18 protein-coding genes are annotated in these 15,299 nt (G+C 38.3%); 16 read left to right on the top strand and 2 right to left on the bottom strand.

Annotated features, from left to right (window positions below):
- Positions 1 to 25 precede the first annotated feature (25 nt).
- From R3X28_RS10630 to R3X28_RS10605, 6 genes are all read left to right on the top strand, one after another.
- A complete protein-coding gene (locus R3X28_RS10630; protein WP_282056199.1) occupies positions 26 to 682 on the top strand; it encodes an HAD family hydrolase in 657 nt (218 codons plus the stop codon).
- A gap of 11 nt (positions 683 to 693) precedes the next feature.
- On the top strand, positions 694 to 1,707 hold the full coding sequence (yiaK, locus tag R3X28_RS10625) for a 3-dehydro-L-gulonate 2-dehydrogenase (protein WP_317664232.1): 1,014 nt from the start codon (positions 694 to 696) through the stop codon (positions 1,705 to 1,707).
- 144 nt (positions 1,708 to 1,851) lie between these two features.
- The gene (locus R3X28_RS10620) at positions 1,852 to 3,066 is read left to right on the top strand and encodes a winged helix-turn-helix domain-containing protein (RefSeq protein ID WP_317664231.1); all 1,215 of its coding nucleotides are present in this window, start codon (positions 1,852 to 1,854) and stop codon (positions 3,064 to 3,066) included.
- 72 nt (positions 3,067 to 3,138) lie between these two features.
- Positions 3,139 to 4,233, top strand: a complete 1,095-nt coding sequence (locus tag R3X28_RS10615) for an SGNH/GDSL hydrolase family protein (RefSeq protein ID WP_317664230.1) — start codon at positions 3,139 to 3,141, stop codon at positions 4,231 to 4,233.
- Positions 4,234 to 4,374: 141 nt separating this feature from the next.
- A complete protein-coding gene (locus R3X28_RS10610; protein ID WP_317664229.1) occupies positions 4,375 to 5,259 on the top strand; it encodes a LysR substrate-binding domain-containing protein in 885 nt (294 codons plus the stop codon).
- A gap of 74 nt (positions 5,260 to 5,333) precedes the next feature.
- Positions 5,334 to 6,254 carry a YeiH family protein gene (locus tag R3X28_RS10605; protein WP_317664228.1) on the top strand — a complete coding sequence of 307 codons (921 nt, stop codon included), beginning with the start codon at positions 5,334 to 5,336 and terminating at the stop codon, positions 6,252 to 6,254.
- A gap of 34 nt (positions 6,255 to 6,288) precedes the next feature.
- Here the strand turns inward: R3X28_RS10605 and R3X28_RS10600 are convergent, their stop codons facing one another.
- A complete protein-coding gene (locus R3X28_RS10600; protein ID WP_154368367.1) occupies positions 6,289 to 6,612 on the bottom strand; it encodes a winged helix-turn-helix transcriptional regulator in 324 nt (107 codons plus the stop codon).
- Between the two features lie 137 nt (positions 6,613 to 6,749).
- Between R3X28_RS10600 and R3X28_RS10595 the strand changes: the two genes are divergently transcribed.
- Complete coding sequence (locus R3X28_RS10595; protein ID WP_317664227.1) at positions 6,750 to 7,751, top strand: YhdH/YhfP family quinone oxidoreductase; 1,002 nt, start codon at positions 6,750 to 6,752, stop codon at positions 7,749 to 7,751.
- Positions 7,752 to 7,884: 133 nt separating this feature from the next.
- Here the strand turns inward: R3X28_RS10595 and R3X28_RS10590 are convergent, their stop codons facing one another.
- The gene (locus R3X28_RS10590) at positions 7,885 to 8,361 is read right to left on the bottom strand and encodes a Dps family protein (protein WP_154368364.1); all 477 of its coding nucleotides are present in this window, start codon (positions 8,359 to 8,361) and stop codon (positions 7,885 to 7,887) included.
- A 264-nt stretch (positions 8,362 to 8,625) separates the two neighbouring features.
- On the opposite strand from R3X28_RS10590, the gene R3X28_RS10585 reads away from it, so the two are divergent.
- From R3X28_RS10585 to R3X28_RS10545, 9 genes are all read left to right on the top strand, one after another.
- Complete coding sequence (locus R3X28_RS10585; RefSeq protein WP_317664226.1) at positions 8,626 to 10,161, top strand: serine hydrolase; 1,536 nt, start codon at positions 8,626 to 8,628, stop codon at positions 10,159 to 10,161.
- 346 nt (positions 10,162 to 10,507) lie between these two features.
- On the top strand, positions 10,508 to 10,912 hold the full coding sequence (locus R3X28_RS10580) for a DUF134 domain-containing protein (RefSeq protein WP_317664225.1): 405 nt from the start codon (positions 10,508 to 10,510) through the stop codon (positions 10,910 to 10,912).
- Positions 10,913 to 10,921: 9 nt separating this feature from the next.
- Positions 10,922 to 11,239, top strand: coding sequence for a NifB/NifX family molybdenum-iron cluster-binding protein (locus R3X28_RS10575; RefSeq protein ID WP_317664224.1), 318 nt, complete (start codon positions 10,922 to 10,924; stop codon positions 11,237 to 11,239).
- Between the two features lie 10 nt (positions 11,240 to 11,249).
- Complete coding sequence (locus tag R3X28_RS10570; protein WP_179955137.1) at positions 11,250 to 11,426, top strand: DUF5320 domain-containing protein; 177 nt, start codon at positions 11,250 to 11,252, stop codon at positions 11,424 to 11,426.
- Positions 11,427 to 11,532: 106 nt separating this feature from the next.
- Complete coding sequence (locus tag R3X28_RS10565) at positions 11,533 to 11,898, top strand: NifB/NifX family molybdenum-iron cluster-binding protein (protein WP_317664223.1); 366 nt, start codon at positions 11,533 to 11,535, stop codon at positions 11,896 to 11,898.
- 65 nt (positions 11,899 to 11,963) lie between these two features.
- The gene (locus R3X28_RS10560; protein ID WP_317664222.1) at positions 11,964 to 12,863 is read left to right on the top strand and encodes an ATP-binding protein; all 900 of its coding nucleotides are present in this window, start codon (positions 11,964 to 11,966) and stop codon (positions 12,861 to 12,863) included.
- Positions 12,835 to 13,722: an ATP-binding protein gene (locus tag R3X28_RS10555; RefSeq protein WP_317664221.1), complete on the top strand. Its 888-nt coding sequence runs from the start codon at positions 12,835 to 12,837 to the stop codon at positions 13,720 to 13,722. The genes R3X28_RS10560 and R3X28_RS10555 overlap by 29 nt, the downstream gene beginning before the upstream one ends.
- An 82-nt stretch (positions 13,723 to 13,804) precedes the next feature.
- Entirely contained in the window at positions 13,805 to 14,422 is a 618-nt protein-coding gene (ribA, locus tag R3X28_RS10550; protein WP_317664220.1) for a GTP cyclohydrolase II, read from the top strand.
- A gap of 49 nt (positions 14,423 to 14,471) precedes the next feature.
- Positions 14,472 to 15,254, top strand: coding sequence for an MBL fold metallo-hydrolase (locus R3X28_RS10545; protein WP_317664219.1), 783 nt, complete (start codon positions 14,472 to 14,474; stop codon positions 15,252 to 15,254).
- The last annotated feature ends 45 nt before the right edge of the window (positions 15,255 to 15,299 follow it).

The following is a 15,299-nucleotide window of genomic DNA, read 5'->3' as shown; positions in this document are numbered from 1 at the left end:
TGGGTGTTCGTAATGAATAAAAGGAATGGATAAACAGGTAACAATTTTGAAACCTGATGCTTTGCTGTTCGATATGGATGGTACATTATGGGATGGGGTAAATGCTTATGCCCAAGGATTCAATGATTTTTTCAAGGCCCATGGGATTAAACGAAGTGTTACAAAAAAGGATTTGTTCAAATATATGGGGATGGAAGAAGAACCTTTTTTAGCGTTGATCCTTCCAGAATTCACGGCCGTTGAAAGAAAAACAGTCTACAGGGAAATAATCGAGTTACAATATAAACGTATTGAAACTGACGGTGGTGTATTGTATGAAGGTGTAAAAGAGGGTTTATCAAAATTGGCGGAAAAGTACAAACTGTTCATAGTGAGTAATTGCCCGGAATTTACAATCCAATACTTTATGGATTGGGCCCATATCGGAGCATATTTTACCGATACCATGGCCCATGGTATGAATTATAGGCCAAAGCATGAAAATATAAAATATCTGATCGATAAATATCATTTACAATCACCGGTATATATCGGTGATACCGATTCGGACAGAAAGCAATGTGAATTATTGGATATTCCCTTTGGTTTTGTAAGCTATGGCTTTGGGGACACGATGGATTATAATTTACGATTTGATTCATTTGATCAATTGACAAACTATTTTTATACCAATACGTTGTAAACTATTTAAGGATGACCGAGGAAGCCATGCGAATTAAGCCTGAACAAATGCAAGATGTGTTTTACAAACTGTTTGTAAAATATAAATTTGCGGAAGGGAAAGCAGAATTATTGGCCAAGGTCTTCACAGAGAGTACTTTGGTCGGTGTAAATTCCCATGGTATCAACCGGTTGCCCCTTTTTATTGAATATGTCGAAAAAGGGTTGGTTAAAATTGAGGCCGAAGCGGAAAAAGTGGCAACTTTTGGAAGTTTGGAAAGATGGGACGGCAATTTTGGTGCAGGCATTATCAATGCAACAAAGTGTACGAATAGGGCAATAGAGCTGGCAAAATCACACGGGATGGGATTGGTGGCATTACGCAACACGAATCACTGGATGAGGGGTGGTACATACGGAAAACAGGCGGCAGATGCCGATTGCATTTCAATCCTTTTTACGAATACGCAACCGAACATGCCACCTTGGGGAGGTAAAGACAGCCGTATAGGCAATAATCCCCTTGTGATATCAATACCACGGGAACAGGGGCATGTGATTTTGGATATGTCAATTTCCCAATTTGCATTCGGAAAGATCAACGAGTATAGGTTAAGGGGTGAAAAATTGCCTTTTCCTGGAGGTTGGGATGCCAATAATGAACTTTCCAATGATCCTGAAAAGATTTTGATAAAAGAAAGAGGATTGCCCATTGGCTACTGGAAAGGTTCCGCACTTTCAATGATTTTGGATATGTTGGCCACTTTATTATCAGCCGGTGACTCTACGTGTAAAATTGGAACAAGGGAATTTGAAACAGGAATTTCCCAAGTGTTCCTATGTATTTACCCAGCGGTTTTTGGTGATAGGGACATACAGGAAAAACTCCTTGAAGAAATCATAGCATATACCCATGATGTTGAACTTATGAATACAGGGGATAAAACGTATTACCCCGGAGAACGGAGTGCAATGACCCGATTAAGGAATTTGAAAGAGGGAATCTCTGTCAACACTACAGTCTGGAAAAAGGTAATGGCTCTATAAAGAAAAACAAAAAAAACGAGACTACCGTTGAGCTTGTACCTGGGGGGCAATGTTTTTTTGACTTGGATTAGAACAGTGTTTAAACATCTGGAATCGTAGTGGGTAGCAGAAACAATTATTATCTTGCCAATACAAGAAGTATTAATGACAAAGAGTTTGGAAGCACTAACGATTCAGCAAGCACAAAAATTGGTTTTATTGTCCCAAAGGGTTCCGCCAATAAAACATAAAGGGAGTGCCCTGGATGCAACTTTGCATACCATTGAGCATCTTGGGTATATACAGATCGACACGATATCAGCCGTTCAACGAGCGCACCACCATACACTGTACAGTCGTAACCCTCGATATAAAAAGACCCACCTTGAAACCTTGATGGGTAAAAGACGAATATTTGAATATTGGTCCCACGCAGCAGCATATTTACCGATGAAGGATTATCGATTTAGTTTGCCACGAAAACAGGTTATAGCTATTGGAAAGGAAAGCCATTGGTATTCGCGTGATAAGCAATTGATGAAGTCGGTACTTCGAAGGATAGAATCGGAAGGGCCGTTAATGGCCAAGGATTTTGGGCATAAAGGCAAGAAATTGGGGGCTTGGGAAACAAAAACTACCAAACAGGCTTTGGAAAATTTGTACATGCAAGGGGAGCTTATGGTTTCGTCCCGCAAAAATTTTCATAAGGTTTATGATCTTACCGAGCGGGTATTGCCCGGGCATGTAGACACAACCATGCCCAATGAAGGGGAATACATGAGGTATTTAATCGCAAAATATCTCAGGGCAAACGGTTTGGGGCTGGCTTCTGAGATAACTTATTTGCTTAAGAACACCAAAAAACAAGTAGTTGTTGCCCTGAAGGAAATGTTATTCAGTGGCGAGTTGAAACAGGTTGAGGTCAACGGGGTTTTGTATTATGTTTTACCGGAATCATTAGAGTTGTTGAATAATTCATTGGGGCGTGGTAAACTTAAAATACTATCTCCATTCGATAATCTTCTTATACAACGCAAACGTACAAGAGAGCTGTTCGGGTTCGATTATTTGCTCGAATGTTATGTGCCTAAGGCAAAACGGCAATTCGGGTATTTTGTACTTCCGATATTATGGAACGGTACATTGGTCGCCCGTATGGATTGTAAGGCAGATAGGAAGACTTCCATTTTACAAGTTCATTCGGTTTTTCTGGAACCATCACTAACGAAGATAGATGCTTTCGTTGAGTCCTTTAGTAAGGAGTTGGAATGCTTTATGCACTTTAATGATTGTAAGACCATTCAGCTGAACGTTACAAAGCCTACAAAATTGAAAACATTATTACAAAAAGCAATTGACCATTTGGCTTCTTTGGAGTAACTTGCTATGTAATTAAGATCGTAACCGGTTTTAAGGATTGATCATAAAAATTACTTTCCAATTTACAATAGGATGCTAGCAGGTAAAAGAAGTTTTTTCATAGTATTGGGACTACTGGTGATAGCCGCATGTTCAACAACAAAAAATAGTTTATACGTTGATTATTCAAGTCCTAAATTGGGTTATTCCGGGAGGATCGATACCTTAAAAAGTAAGGCGGTAGGGTTGTATTGGTCGGGGACCTCGATAAAAATGAATTTTGAGGGCAAAGCTATATCCACAGTATTGGAAGATGAAAAAGGTGATAATTATTTTAACGTGATCGTTGATAATGAGGAGCCTTTTATTTTACGTCCCGATACGATTAAAAAGACCTATCTTTTGGCATCTGGTTTATCAAAAGGGAATCATAGCATTGAACTTTTTAAAAGAACGGAATGGGATAGGGGAAAAACAATATTCCATGGTTTTAAGATAGCTGGGCATGCGAACATACTGCCCAAACCCGAATCCTATAATCGCAGAATGGAGTTTTATGGCAATTCCATTACTGCAGGTTATGCAGTAGAGGATTTTTCGGGAGCGGACAGTCCCGATAGTACGTACACGAACAATTACCGCAGTTATGCCCGTTTAACGGCAAAACATTTCAAGGCCGATTATCGATGTATCTGTAAAAGTGGAATTGGGATTACGGTCAGTTGGTTTCCTATGACGATGCCGGAACTTTATGATAGGCTAGATCCAGAAAATGCAGATAGTAAATGGGATTTCTCACTATATACACCCGATATTGTTGTGGTCAATTTATTTCAGAACGATTCCTGGTTGGTTGAAAAACCTGATTTTGAGCAGTTCATTGCTAAATTCGGCACACAACCTCCTACTGAAGACTATATCATAAATACATATTCACAGTTTGTAAAATCGATTAGAAATAAGTACCCCAAAGCACATATTATTTGTATGCTTGGTAATATGGATGCCACTCAGGAAGGCTCTAAATGGCCTTCATATATAGAGCAGGCTGTTTCCAGATTGAATGATTCCAGAATGTACACCCATTTTGTTCCGTACAAAGGTACTCCTGGGCACCCGAGTATATCGGAGCAGGAAGATATGTCAGAAAGTCTTGTTCAATTTATAGACGAGCATATAGATTGGTGAAAAAGGATTCATAGTGTTGGTCAAATGAGTGAGTGGCTTTTATACCGAATTCTAGGGTTTTAGGAGGTGAAACATTAGGGTCAACCGCATTGTTGCCTTGTTGATTAAGGTTCTTTTTCATGTAATTTTGTAAAAAAGCCAATGAAAACCAAGTTACACATATTTAAGGTCGTTGCCAACCATTTGAGCTTTACCAAGGCGGCCGAACAGTTGTTCATTTCCCAACCAGCGGTATCCAAGTCTATTCGGAATCTAGAGGAAGAGTATCATGTGACTTTATTTATTAGGAAAAGAAATTCTATTGAGTTGACCAATGACGGTAAGGCTTTTCTGATTTACGTCAATAAAATTCTGGAAATATATTCCCAAATGGAAAATCAGTTTCTACATAAAAATGAGGAATTTCCGGATATGATAAACTTGGGGGTTAGTACAACCTTGGCCAATTATATTATTCCCAAGGTAATTGCAAAGTTCAGGACCCAATTCCCGAAAACACATTTTAAGATCACGAGTGGAAATTCAGAAGAAATTGAAGCACTGATATTGAACCAAGAATTGAATTTCGGGATTACGGAAGGCAAGAATACAAATCCAAAATTGCATTTTAAAAAATTCGTGAAAGACGAAATTGTACTGGTGACCAATGCAAAGAACATTACGGGCAAAAAGGATACAATTGATATAAACGTTCTAAAACAAGTACCCATTATTGAGCGGGAAATGGGTTCGGGCACCAAAGAAATATTGCACGAATATTTGAAGAAACATATTATTGGTAAGCTGAATACCGTAGTTACGTTGAACAGTACCGAAGCCATCAAGAATTACCTGCTTCATTCTGATAATTATGCCTTTGTATCTATCCATGCTATTACTGAGGAATTAATGAACAACAAACTTAAAATCATCGATGTTAAGGATTTGGCCATTGAACGGTGGTTCTATTTTGTTTCCCGAACAGGGTTTCAGTCGAGCCATATGGACTTTTTTGAAAAGTATATATTCGATAACTATAACTTTTAGTTATGTTATATGCTAATTTAACTTGCAGAATAGTTATTTGAAGAACTTACTTTTGTATCGTTGGTTTTTACGATATGAAAGACATTACATCAAAAATAATTTACATTATTATCGCCATTACTGCGGTTTTTGGGGTAATCAATAGTCCGACAGCTCTATTGCTCGGATTCGCATATACGCTTGTTTTCAATAACCCGTTTAAGGCATACAGCCATAAGGCCATTCAATATTTTTTGAAAATTGCTGTTGTAGGTCTGGGTTTCGGTATGTTCATCAAAGAAACGTTGGCTGCTGGTAAGGCGGGTTTCAGCTTAACGTTTTTCTCCATTCTCCTTACCATAAGTTTAGGATTACTTTTGTCTAGAGCATTGAAGATAGATTTGAAGTTGGGGCACTTAATTACCTCGGGTACATCTATTTGTGGTGGTAGTGCCATAGCGGCTATATCACCTGTGATAAGGGCAAACGGTAAATCGATAAGTATAGCTTTGGGCGTGGTTTTCTTATTGAATTCGATAGCCCTTTTTGTTTTTCCTTCTATCGGTCATTTACTGCATTTGACCCAAGAACAGTTTGGATTGTGGTGTGCCGTTGCCATACATGATACCAGCTCGGTCGTTGGTGCTGCATTGGAGTATGGTGAGGAAGCCTTAAGCATAGCCACAACGGTAAAATTGTCAAGGACATTATGGATCGTTCCTTTATCTATTTTCTCAATGTTTATATTTAAGACCAAAGGAGAGAAGATTAAAATTCCATATTTCATTATCCTATTTATACTGGCGATAGCTATTAATAGTTACCATATTTTGCCCACATCGGCAACAAATATGATTGTACTTTGTTCCAAAAGGTTATTGGTCCTGACCTTGTTTTTGGTAGGCTCAACGATTTCAATTAAAGATTTAAGGTCTACGGGAATAAAACCCATGCTTTTGGCGATATGTCTATGGGTTTTTATTTCAACGTTTTCGTTGATATACATTATCCATTAATTTTGAATCGTTCAAAAAAGAACAGGTAAAACCGTTACAAAGACTCATCTATCCTTTTTTCAAAAAGGATTCCGCCCCTGAACATTCCCTTTAGATAAGGGTGTATTTCTTTCCCAAGATCGGTTAGGCTATATTCTACCCTTGGTGGAACTTCAGGATATGCTTTACGATCTATTATGCCATCCTCTTCCAATTCCTTGAGCTGTTTAGTAAGCATACGTTCGCTAATATCGGGCAATAATTTAGCCAATTCATTATACCTCTTATCGCCTTGGAAAAGGTGTAGTATTATAGTGGCTTTTCGTTTTCCCTTGACCACATTTATAAACGTATCGATCGGACAATAACTTTTTTTCATTTTTTTTTAGTCTCTAATGTGCTGAAAAGGTTTAATTCGGAACTAAATGTTCGTAAGGGTATAATTTGTAAGTTATTGATAATTAATGCTTTTATATTGATATTTGCCAAATATAAGAGTTTTTAAATATAATGAAGATGAAGTTACATAACACTATGTTCAAAGCATTTGTAGTTGAAGAAAAAGATGGAGTTTATATGCGCGATATAAAAACAAGAACAATAGGTGATTTACCGGAAGGGGATGTATTGGTTAAAGTTCATTATTCTGCCCTTAATTATAAAGATGCCTTGTCGGCCAGTGGTAATAAAGGGGTAACGAGAAATTATCCGCATACACCGGGTATTGATGCGGTAGGTGTGGTGGTCGATTCCAATTCCGATACTTTTAGTCCGGATGATAAGGTCATCGTTACCAGTTATGATTTGGGTATGAATACCGATGGTGGCTTTGGTGAATACATTAGAGTGCCTAAAGAGTGGGTGGTTAAATTGCCGGAAACCCTTGATATGAAAGAAGCAATGATCATTGGTACTGCAGGATTAACGGCCGGAATGTCGATTCTAAGACTTTCGCAATTGGTTAAACCAGAAGATGGTAAAATCGTTGTTTCAGGGGCTACAGGTGGGGTTGGTGCCTTAAGTGTATCCATCTTAAGTAAATTGGGATATACTGTGGTAGCGATAACCGGAAAGGAAACAGAAAGTGAATACCTCTATAAATTAGGGGCAAAAGAAATACTATTGCGTAGTGAAATTGAAAATTTTGATAAGAAACCATTATTAAAGCCATTATTTGCAGGTGGTATAGATACAGTTGGTGGGGTTATTCTAGAGAATATCATCAAAGCGACCCAACCAATGGGAGTGGTAACTTCCTGTGGTAATGTTGCATCACCGAAATTGGAATTGACGGTATTCCCTTTTATTTTAAGAGGGGTAACCTTAATAGGGATAGATTCACAGGATTATCCGATGGCCTATAGGGAACAGGTATGGAAAAAACTGGCCAAGGATTGGAAACCCGAAACATTGGCGGATACCTGTACTGAAATAACGTTAAATGAATTGAATGAAAAGATAGACCTAATGCTTGCAGGAAAATTAAAAGGAAGAACGGTTTTGAATATGGGGGCTTAGAATGATAATCGTGAAAATTGTTTATGAAGAGGAAGAATGAATTAAGCCCCTTTTTTCAAGGATCAACTGGCAAACAATAAAAAAAGCAAGAGCGTTCCGTTCTTGCTTTTTTTTATGAAAAATGTTCGCTTTCCTAGCTTAAGAATGACTCGAGCATCCAAATGTGTTTTTCTTGGTTAGATATGAAATCGCTCACCAAGTTGGCAGTTGCTTCATCCGAATTTTCACCTGCTTTTTCCAAAATCTCACGCTCTTTGCGCAATAAGTGCTTTAAATTCCCTAAAACAAGGGCAACACCCTCTTCACCCTTAGAGACCTGTTTAGCAACTTCAAGGTTTTTATTGGCTAAATAGTCCTCAAATGTATGTAAGGGACTGGAGCCAATGGCTAAGATGCGTTCCGCGATTTCATCGACCATTTCATCGGCCTCGTTGTACAATTCCTCATACTTTTCGTGCAATAAGAAGAAGTTTCTTCCTTTTATGTTCCAATGCAATCCCCTTAGGTTCATATTGTAAATTTGTACATCGGATAAAAATGCATTTAGTTCTTTTGAAATAGAGATGTTATAATCTTCTGTTTTTACTGATGTTACTTCTAGTGTTTCCATTTGTATTTGTTTTATAAGTGTAAAAGTACTTCCATGCCTAAGTATTATGTGTAACCTTGGTTACTCAGGTCATCATAATTGATTATCTAGGTATTTGTAAAAACTATGCGGATTAGAAACGCTATAAGTCAATTCTATTTATACATTTTATTGTACTGTTTCCGGTTTCATTCTAATAAGTTAACTTTAAAACTTTCTAAAATATTCACATAATCAAGTAAACTGTTTGCTTGCCTTGATTGGGCAATACTTTAATTTTAAACTATGAATAAGTTAATATATCTCTTTGTTTTTTCCCTGTTCATTTCGGGAAGTATTCATGCCCAAGTTGAAAAGAAAGTGGATCTAAAGGCGTTGGACAACTATTTTGCTAAAATGGTAAAAGATTGGGATGTTCCGGGTGCATCAATAGGTGTCGTTAAGGATGGTGAACTGGTTTTTACGGGAAATTATGGTGTATTGGAAAAAGGGAAAAAAGGAAAGCCCAATGCCCGGACCTTGTACGCCATCGCTTCAAATTCCAAAGCATTTACTTCGGCCATTATGGGCATGTTGGTTCAGGAAGGTAAATTGGATTGGAACGATAAGGTGAAAAAGTATTTGCCATATTTCGCTATGTATGATGAATGGGTGGCCGAACATATGACGATTAGTGATATTTTAAGTCATCGAGTAGGTTTGGGCACATTTAGTGGGGATAATATATGGTATAAATCAAACCTTACGGCAAAAGAAATCATAGAGAGGATTCAATACGTGCCCCAGGCTTATGAATTTAGGTCGGGTTATGGGTATTCTAACCTTATGTACATTACCGCAGGTGAAATCATCAAGACCATTACCGGTAAAAGTTGGGGACAAAATGTAAAAGAACGCATTTTAGGACCGTTGGGTATGGATCGTAGTATCTATTCATTGAAAGATTTGGACAATATGGGCAATTATGCCCAACCACATGCACGAAAGAATGATGAAAACTATGTGATCCCGTGGGTAGATTGGGAATATGTCGGTGCAACGGGCGGACTTGTTTCAAGTGTTGAGGATATTTCCAAATGGATGATTTTCAATTTGAACAATGGTATTCATAACAGTGATACCCTTTTGACCAAGGATACGCGGAATATGGTGTGGACACCCCATAATAATTTTAAGGTAGACCATACGAAACAGAATGATTTTGATAGGCATTTTAGTGCTTACGGACTAGGTTGGGGACTCAGTGATTACCATGGTAGAATGCGTGTTGGCCATACCGGTGGATATGACGGATTTATCACTGCCATCAATTTGATTCCTGATGAGAATCTGGGTGTGGTCGTGTTGACCAACGGAGTAAAAAGTCCTATTATGGCGGCATCCTATTATGCCTTGGATACCTTTTTAGGAATTGAAAACGGTAAGGATTGGTCTACCGACTTGCTGAAAAGGACCAATAATTATGCAGCCTCCGATACCCGTATTGCGGATCGCAAGGCGAAAAGGGTTCTTGGTACCAAACCTTCCATAATACCTGAAAAAATGGCAGGGGAATATACTTCTGACCTATGTGGTAAGATAACTATCCAAGAGGTAAATGGAGTATTTAAATTGATTTTTGAAAACCACCCATTGTTATCCGCATCACTCACGCATTGGCATTATGATGTGTGGGAAATACATTGGGAACACCCACAAGCTTGGTTCAGTTTTGGAACCATTAAATTAAGGACCGACAATAATTTGGAGGTGCTCGGTTTTGATTTTGATGTACCTAATGATGATTTCTTTTTTGAGGAATTGAAGCCTTATAAAAAGTAGGTTGTATCCTTAATTTTAAAAGCCCAATAGGTAATTGGGGCAAAAGGTTGTTCAGTAAATAATAGTTGCGTCAAAGTGGAGCCCTTTTCCGGTGCATACATGTTCTTTTATACGTAAATAAGGCTAACCCCAATTTTATTAGGCTTCAATCAAATAGCCATTTTGGTCAACCCCCAATATTTTATTCCCCAGAATACTTATACCCCCATTTGGTCAATCGTAAATTGTAAATGACAAAGTTTTATGGTCTGTTGGGTTAAAAATAAATTACATTTTATTTTATTATGAGAATATTCTCATTACTTTTGTTGTGTCAATATATTTAATCAATATTTCATTTGACCATATGTCAAGACCAAAAACATTACGCAAAGTAGTAGCGCCACCAAATTTCAAAGGGTACAGACCTTATGGAACGAATGTGGAACCCACTGACTCCATAGAATTGTTGTATGAAGAATATGAGGCCATTAAGCTTGCGGATTATGATTTAATGAATCATTTGGAGGCATCTAAGCTAATGGGTATTTCTAGACCTACGTTTGCGAGGATATATGAAACGGCACGAAGAAAAATTGCAAAGGCGTTCGTAGAGACCATTGAAATAAAAACCGTTTATGGAGATGCTTTATTGGAAAAGCATTGGTATGTGTGTGAAGATTGCCAAACAAGGTTTACCATACCCAAAACCATAGAGGAGCATGAATGTCCTTTGTGCAAATCTGAACGAATAGAACTATTAAACACTTAGTAAAAGATTATGAAAACGGTAATAACATCATCAGGTGAGAATAATTCAGCTCAATTTGATAAACGTTTCGGTAGGGCCGCTTGGTTTTGTGTTTTCGATGAAGAAACGAAGGAGTCGATTTTTGTAAAGAACACAAATACGAATGCAAATAATGGTGCAGGAACAAAGGCAGCTGAAAGAATTGTTGCCATGAACGTCCAAAAGGTCATTTCCGGTGATTTTGGTCCCAAGGCCAAAGATCTCTTGGATAAATTCAATGTACAAATGGTCATTGTCCAGGATAATGATGTTACCGTGCAGGAAATCATTGAAAAACTCAAAACGTAAAATAATAATCATGCCTGGATTAAATAGAAAAGGCCCAGAAGGACAAGGTCCTCGCTCGGGCAGGGGATTGGGAAAATGCAATTCCGAAAATGGTTTAAGAGGTTCCGGAAGGGGGCTGGGAAGAAGAAAAGGAATGGGGAGACGATGTGGTTCGCAACACGAAAAACCCATTGATAACGAAGGATGAATCCAGTTAAGAATATTGGAAATTGAACAATGTGGTGCATCCATCACAAAAAAAATAAATCTATAAATCAACCCCCGAAAACAATTCAGGGATTAATACGTAAAAAATGAAAAAAATAGCGATACCAGTTGATGAAACAGGGATGTTGGATGCCCATTTTGGGCACTGCAGATTCTTTATGGTCTTTACAGAGGAAAATGGCCAAATAATTGCCCAAGACAGAATTGTTCCTCCACCGCACGAACCTGGGGTCTTGCCCAAATGGCTTTCTGAAGAAGGTGTTACCGATGTAATTACAGGTGGAATGGGGCAAATGGCCTTGAACCTATTCAATCAAAGGGGTGTAAATGCTTTTGTTGGTGCCCCACAGGTTTCATCTTTTGATCTAATACAAGGTTTCATGAGCGATTCTTTGAGCTTAACAGCCAATTATTGTGATCATGAACATGAAGAAGGTTGCACTGGCCATTGAATTCGAATGAAACGAACCTCAACCTTTAGGTCAAGGATGGTTAAAGCTGTACAAAAAACATCAATATGTCCTATAAAATCGCCATAGCAAGTGGTAAAGGAGGTACCGGTAAAACGACAGTTTCGGTAAATCTGTTTAAAAGATTGAATGAGCGTCAGGGAACAAGGGTACAACTGGTAGATTGTGATGTGGAAGAACCCAATGACATCATCTTCTTTTGCGATGCTGAGGTCATCGATGTTCAGGAAGTATCGCAAAAAGTCCCTGAGATAGATAGTGAAAAATGTACTTTTTGCAGAAAGTGCGTAGAGTATTGTGAGTTCAATGCCATTGTGGTTTTACCATCTGTTTCGTTTGCTGAAATCAACCCTACATTATGTCATTCATGCGGGGCCTGTTCCGTGGCCTGTGAAGATGATGCCATTATAAAGCATTATAAACCCATAGGTGCGATACATTATTATAAAACGAAGGAAAACAATGGGTTGGCAGAGGGTAAATTGGAAATAGGTTCTACCATGCAGACCAAGTTGATTCGTGAGTTAAAGAAAAAGATTTCGGATCAAAACGATATTATTATTTATGATGCCCCACCTGGCACCAGTTGTCCTGTGGTCGAAACCATTCATGATTCCGATTATTTGATTTTAGTGGCCGAGCCCACATTGTTCGGTCTGCACGATCTAAAATTAATGGTGGCCTTGGTACGGGAAATCGGATTGGAGTTCGGTGTGGTGATCAATAAGGTTGGTTTGGGAGATAATGATATTTATGAATACTTGGTAAATGAACATATTGAATTGTTGGGAGAAATACCTTTTAGCAAGGAATATGCAAGTCTTTATGCGGAAGGGGAGATAACAGGGGAAATCCCCGAAATGATACACCAAAGCTATACGGAAATACTCGATACGTTGAATTTGAAAATGATGCACCATGAAGGAAATCACCATTTTAAGTGGTAAAGGGGGAACAGGGAAGACTTCGATTACAGCTGCCATAGCTTCCGTTGCCGAGAAAACTGTCTTTTGTGATAATGATGTGGACGCAGCCGACCTCCATTTGATTTTTCAACCAGAAATACAGGAAGTTCATCCTTTTAGTAGTGGGTTCAAAGCATCGATAAATACATTGGAATGTACAAGCTGTGGCATTTGCATTGATCATTGCCATTTTGATGCTATTGACTATAATGAGGAAGGTGATCTGGTTATTGATCCCTATCATTGTGAAGGATGCCGGTTATGTGAGCGTACTTGCCCTGAAAATGCCATAAGTTCGGTAAAGGGTAAGAACAATAAGTGGTTCGTGTCAACCTCCCGGTTTGGTGATTTTGTTCATGCGGAAATGGGTCCAGGGGAAGAGAATTCCGGAAAACTTGTAAGTCAGATACGAAAAAAGGCGATGGAGATTGCACAGAATACCCAATCGGAATATATAATAAATGATGGGCCTCCGGGAATAGGTTGTGCAACAATATCTTCCATTTCTGGCAGTAATGCGGTAATCGTGATTATTGAGCCCACATTGTCTGGACTGAACGATGCTCAGCGTTTGGTAGATTTAATTAAGATCTTCAATATTCATACATATGCGGTAATCAACAAATTTGATATCAATATGACCATGACCCAAAAAATTGAACAATATCTTATCTCAAAGAATATTGCATTGTTGGCTAAAATCCCTTTCGATGTTGAAATGGTAAAGTCAATGACCGTGGGTAAAACCATTATTGAATACAACCCGGCTTCCATAATATCAGGTCAAATACATCGGATGTGGAATAAGGTCAAAGAAGATCAGGATGTTGCAGTCCTTTAAAAAAATCATCCTGATAATAATAAGTAATAATCGGTAATCGCCTGAATAGGTGATACCCGAAGTTTGAAGAATTAGTTAGCGAATGAAGGTTGATAAGAATATAGAACAAGGTGAAAGGGTGAGTCTCCCTACCAAATATGGTGATTTCGAAATCATTCCTTTTCAGGAAAATGAAACTAAGCTGGAGCATATTGCATTGGTGAAAGGCGATTTCAGCCCTGAAGATGAAGTACTTACCCGAATACATTCAGCCTGTGCTACAGGAGATTTGTTCGGTTCGTTGCGATGTGATTGCGGCGAACAGTTAATAAAAGCCATGGAGTTAATAGAACAAGAGGGTAAGGGGCTTTTGGTTTATCTGCAACAAGAAGGTAGGGGAATTGGTTTAATGAATAAAATAAAAGCCTATAAACTACAGGAAGAAGGTTATGATACGGTTGATGCCAATTTGCATTTGGGGTTTCGGGCCGATGAAAGAAATTACAATATAGCCTCCCAAATTTTAGATGCATTGCACATCCGGAAAGTAAGGCTCATGACCAATAATCCCGATAAGATTTTGGGAATGGAATTGGCTGGTATCGAGGTAAAAAAACGTATTCCATTGGAAATAAGACAAAATAAATTCAATGTGGATTATTTAACTACCAAACAAGAAAGAATGAACCATTTTCTACATTATCTAAAGACCGCTGAATAAAGAAATTGAAGAAGGATACCGTAAAAGGACCATATAATTTATAGTAAATATGAAACTCACCGTATTAACAGAGAATGTTGCAGGACCTGGTTTTCTCGCAGAACACGGACTATCTTATCTGATCGAGGTAAAAGGGGAAACCATTTTATTCGATACAGGGAGTAGCGATGTTTATTTGGAAAATGGTAAACGTCTGGGTATAGATATAGTTGAGGTTGTAAATACGATCGTACTTAGTCATGGGCACTGGGACCATGGTGACGGACTCCGGTTCATCAGTGGCAAGACATTGATAACCCATCCAGATTCCTTTATGAAACGATACCGAAAAAAGGACCATTCCAGGATCGGATTGGGATTTTCAAAGGAAGAAGTGTCAAAAAGGTTTAAGGTCATTACTTCAAAAAAACCACATAAGATCAATGAACATATCATATTTCTTGGGGAAATACCTCGTTTAACCGATTTTGAGGCCAAAACCACCCAACATATTAACGAGAAAGGAGAGCCGGATTTTGTGCCAGATGATTCGGCTTTGGCGATTATTGAGGATGGTATTTTACATGTGGTAACGGGATGTTCGCATGCCGGCATTTGTAACATTGTGAATTATGCCATTAAGGTCACGGGAATCAAAAAGGTAAAAACGGTAATCGGAGGTTTTCATCTTAAGCATGATAATGAACAGACCCGAAAGGCGATTCAATGTTTTAAGGAGTTGGATATTGAGACGATCTTCCCTTCCCATTGTACCGAACTCCCGGCATTATGTTCCTTTTCCAAAGAGTTTTCCATTTCCCAACTAAAAACAGGTATGGTATTGATGCTGTAAATACACGATAAGGAATACCGATTAAGATTAAAGTAAAAATAATAA

It is taken from the genome of Maribacter sp. TH_r10 (assembly GCF_033101095.1).
In the GTDB taxonomy this organism is placed as follows: Bacteria; Bacteroidota; Bacteroidia; order Flavobacteriales; family Flavobacteriaceae; genus Maribacter_A; species Maribacter_A luteus.
This window is presented reverse-complemented; position numbering and strand designations above follow the sequence as displayed.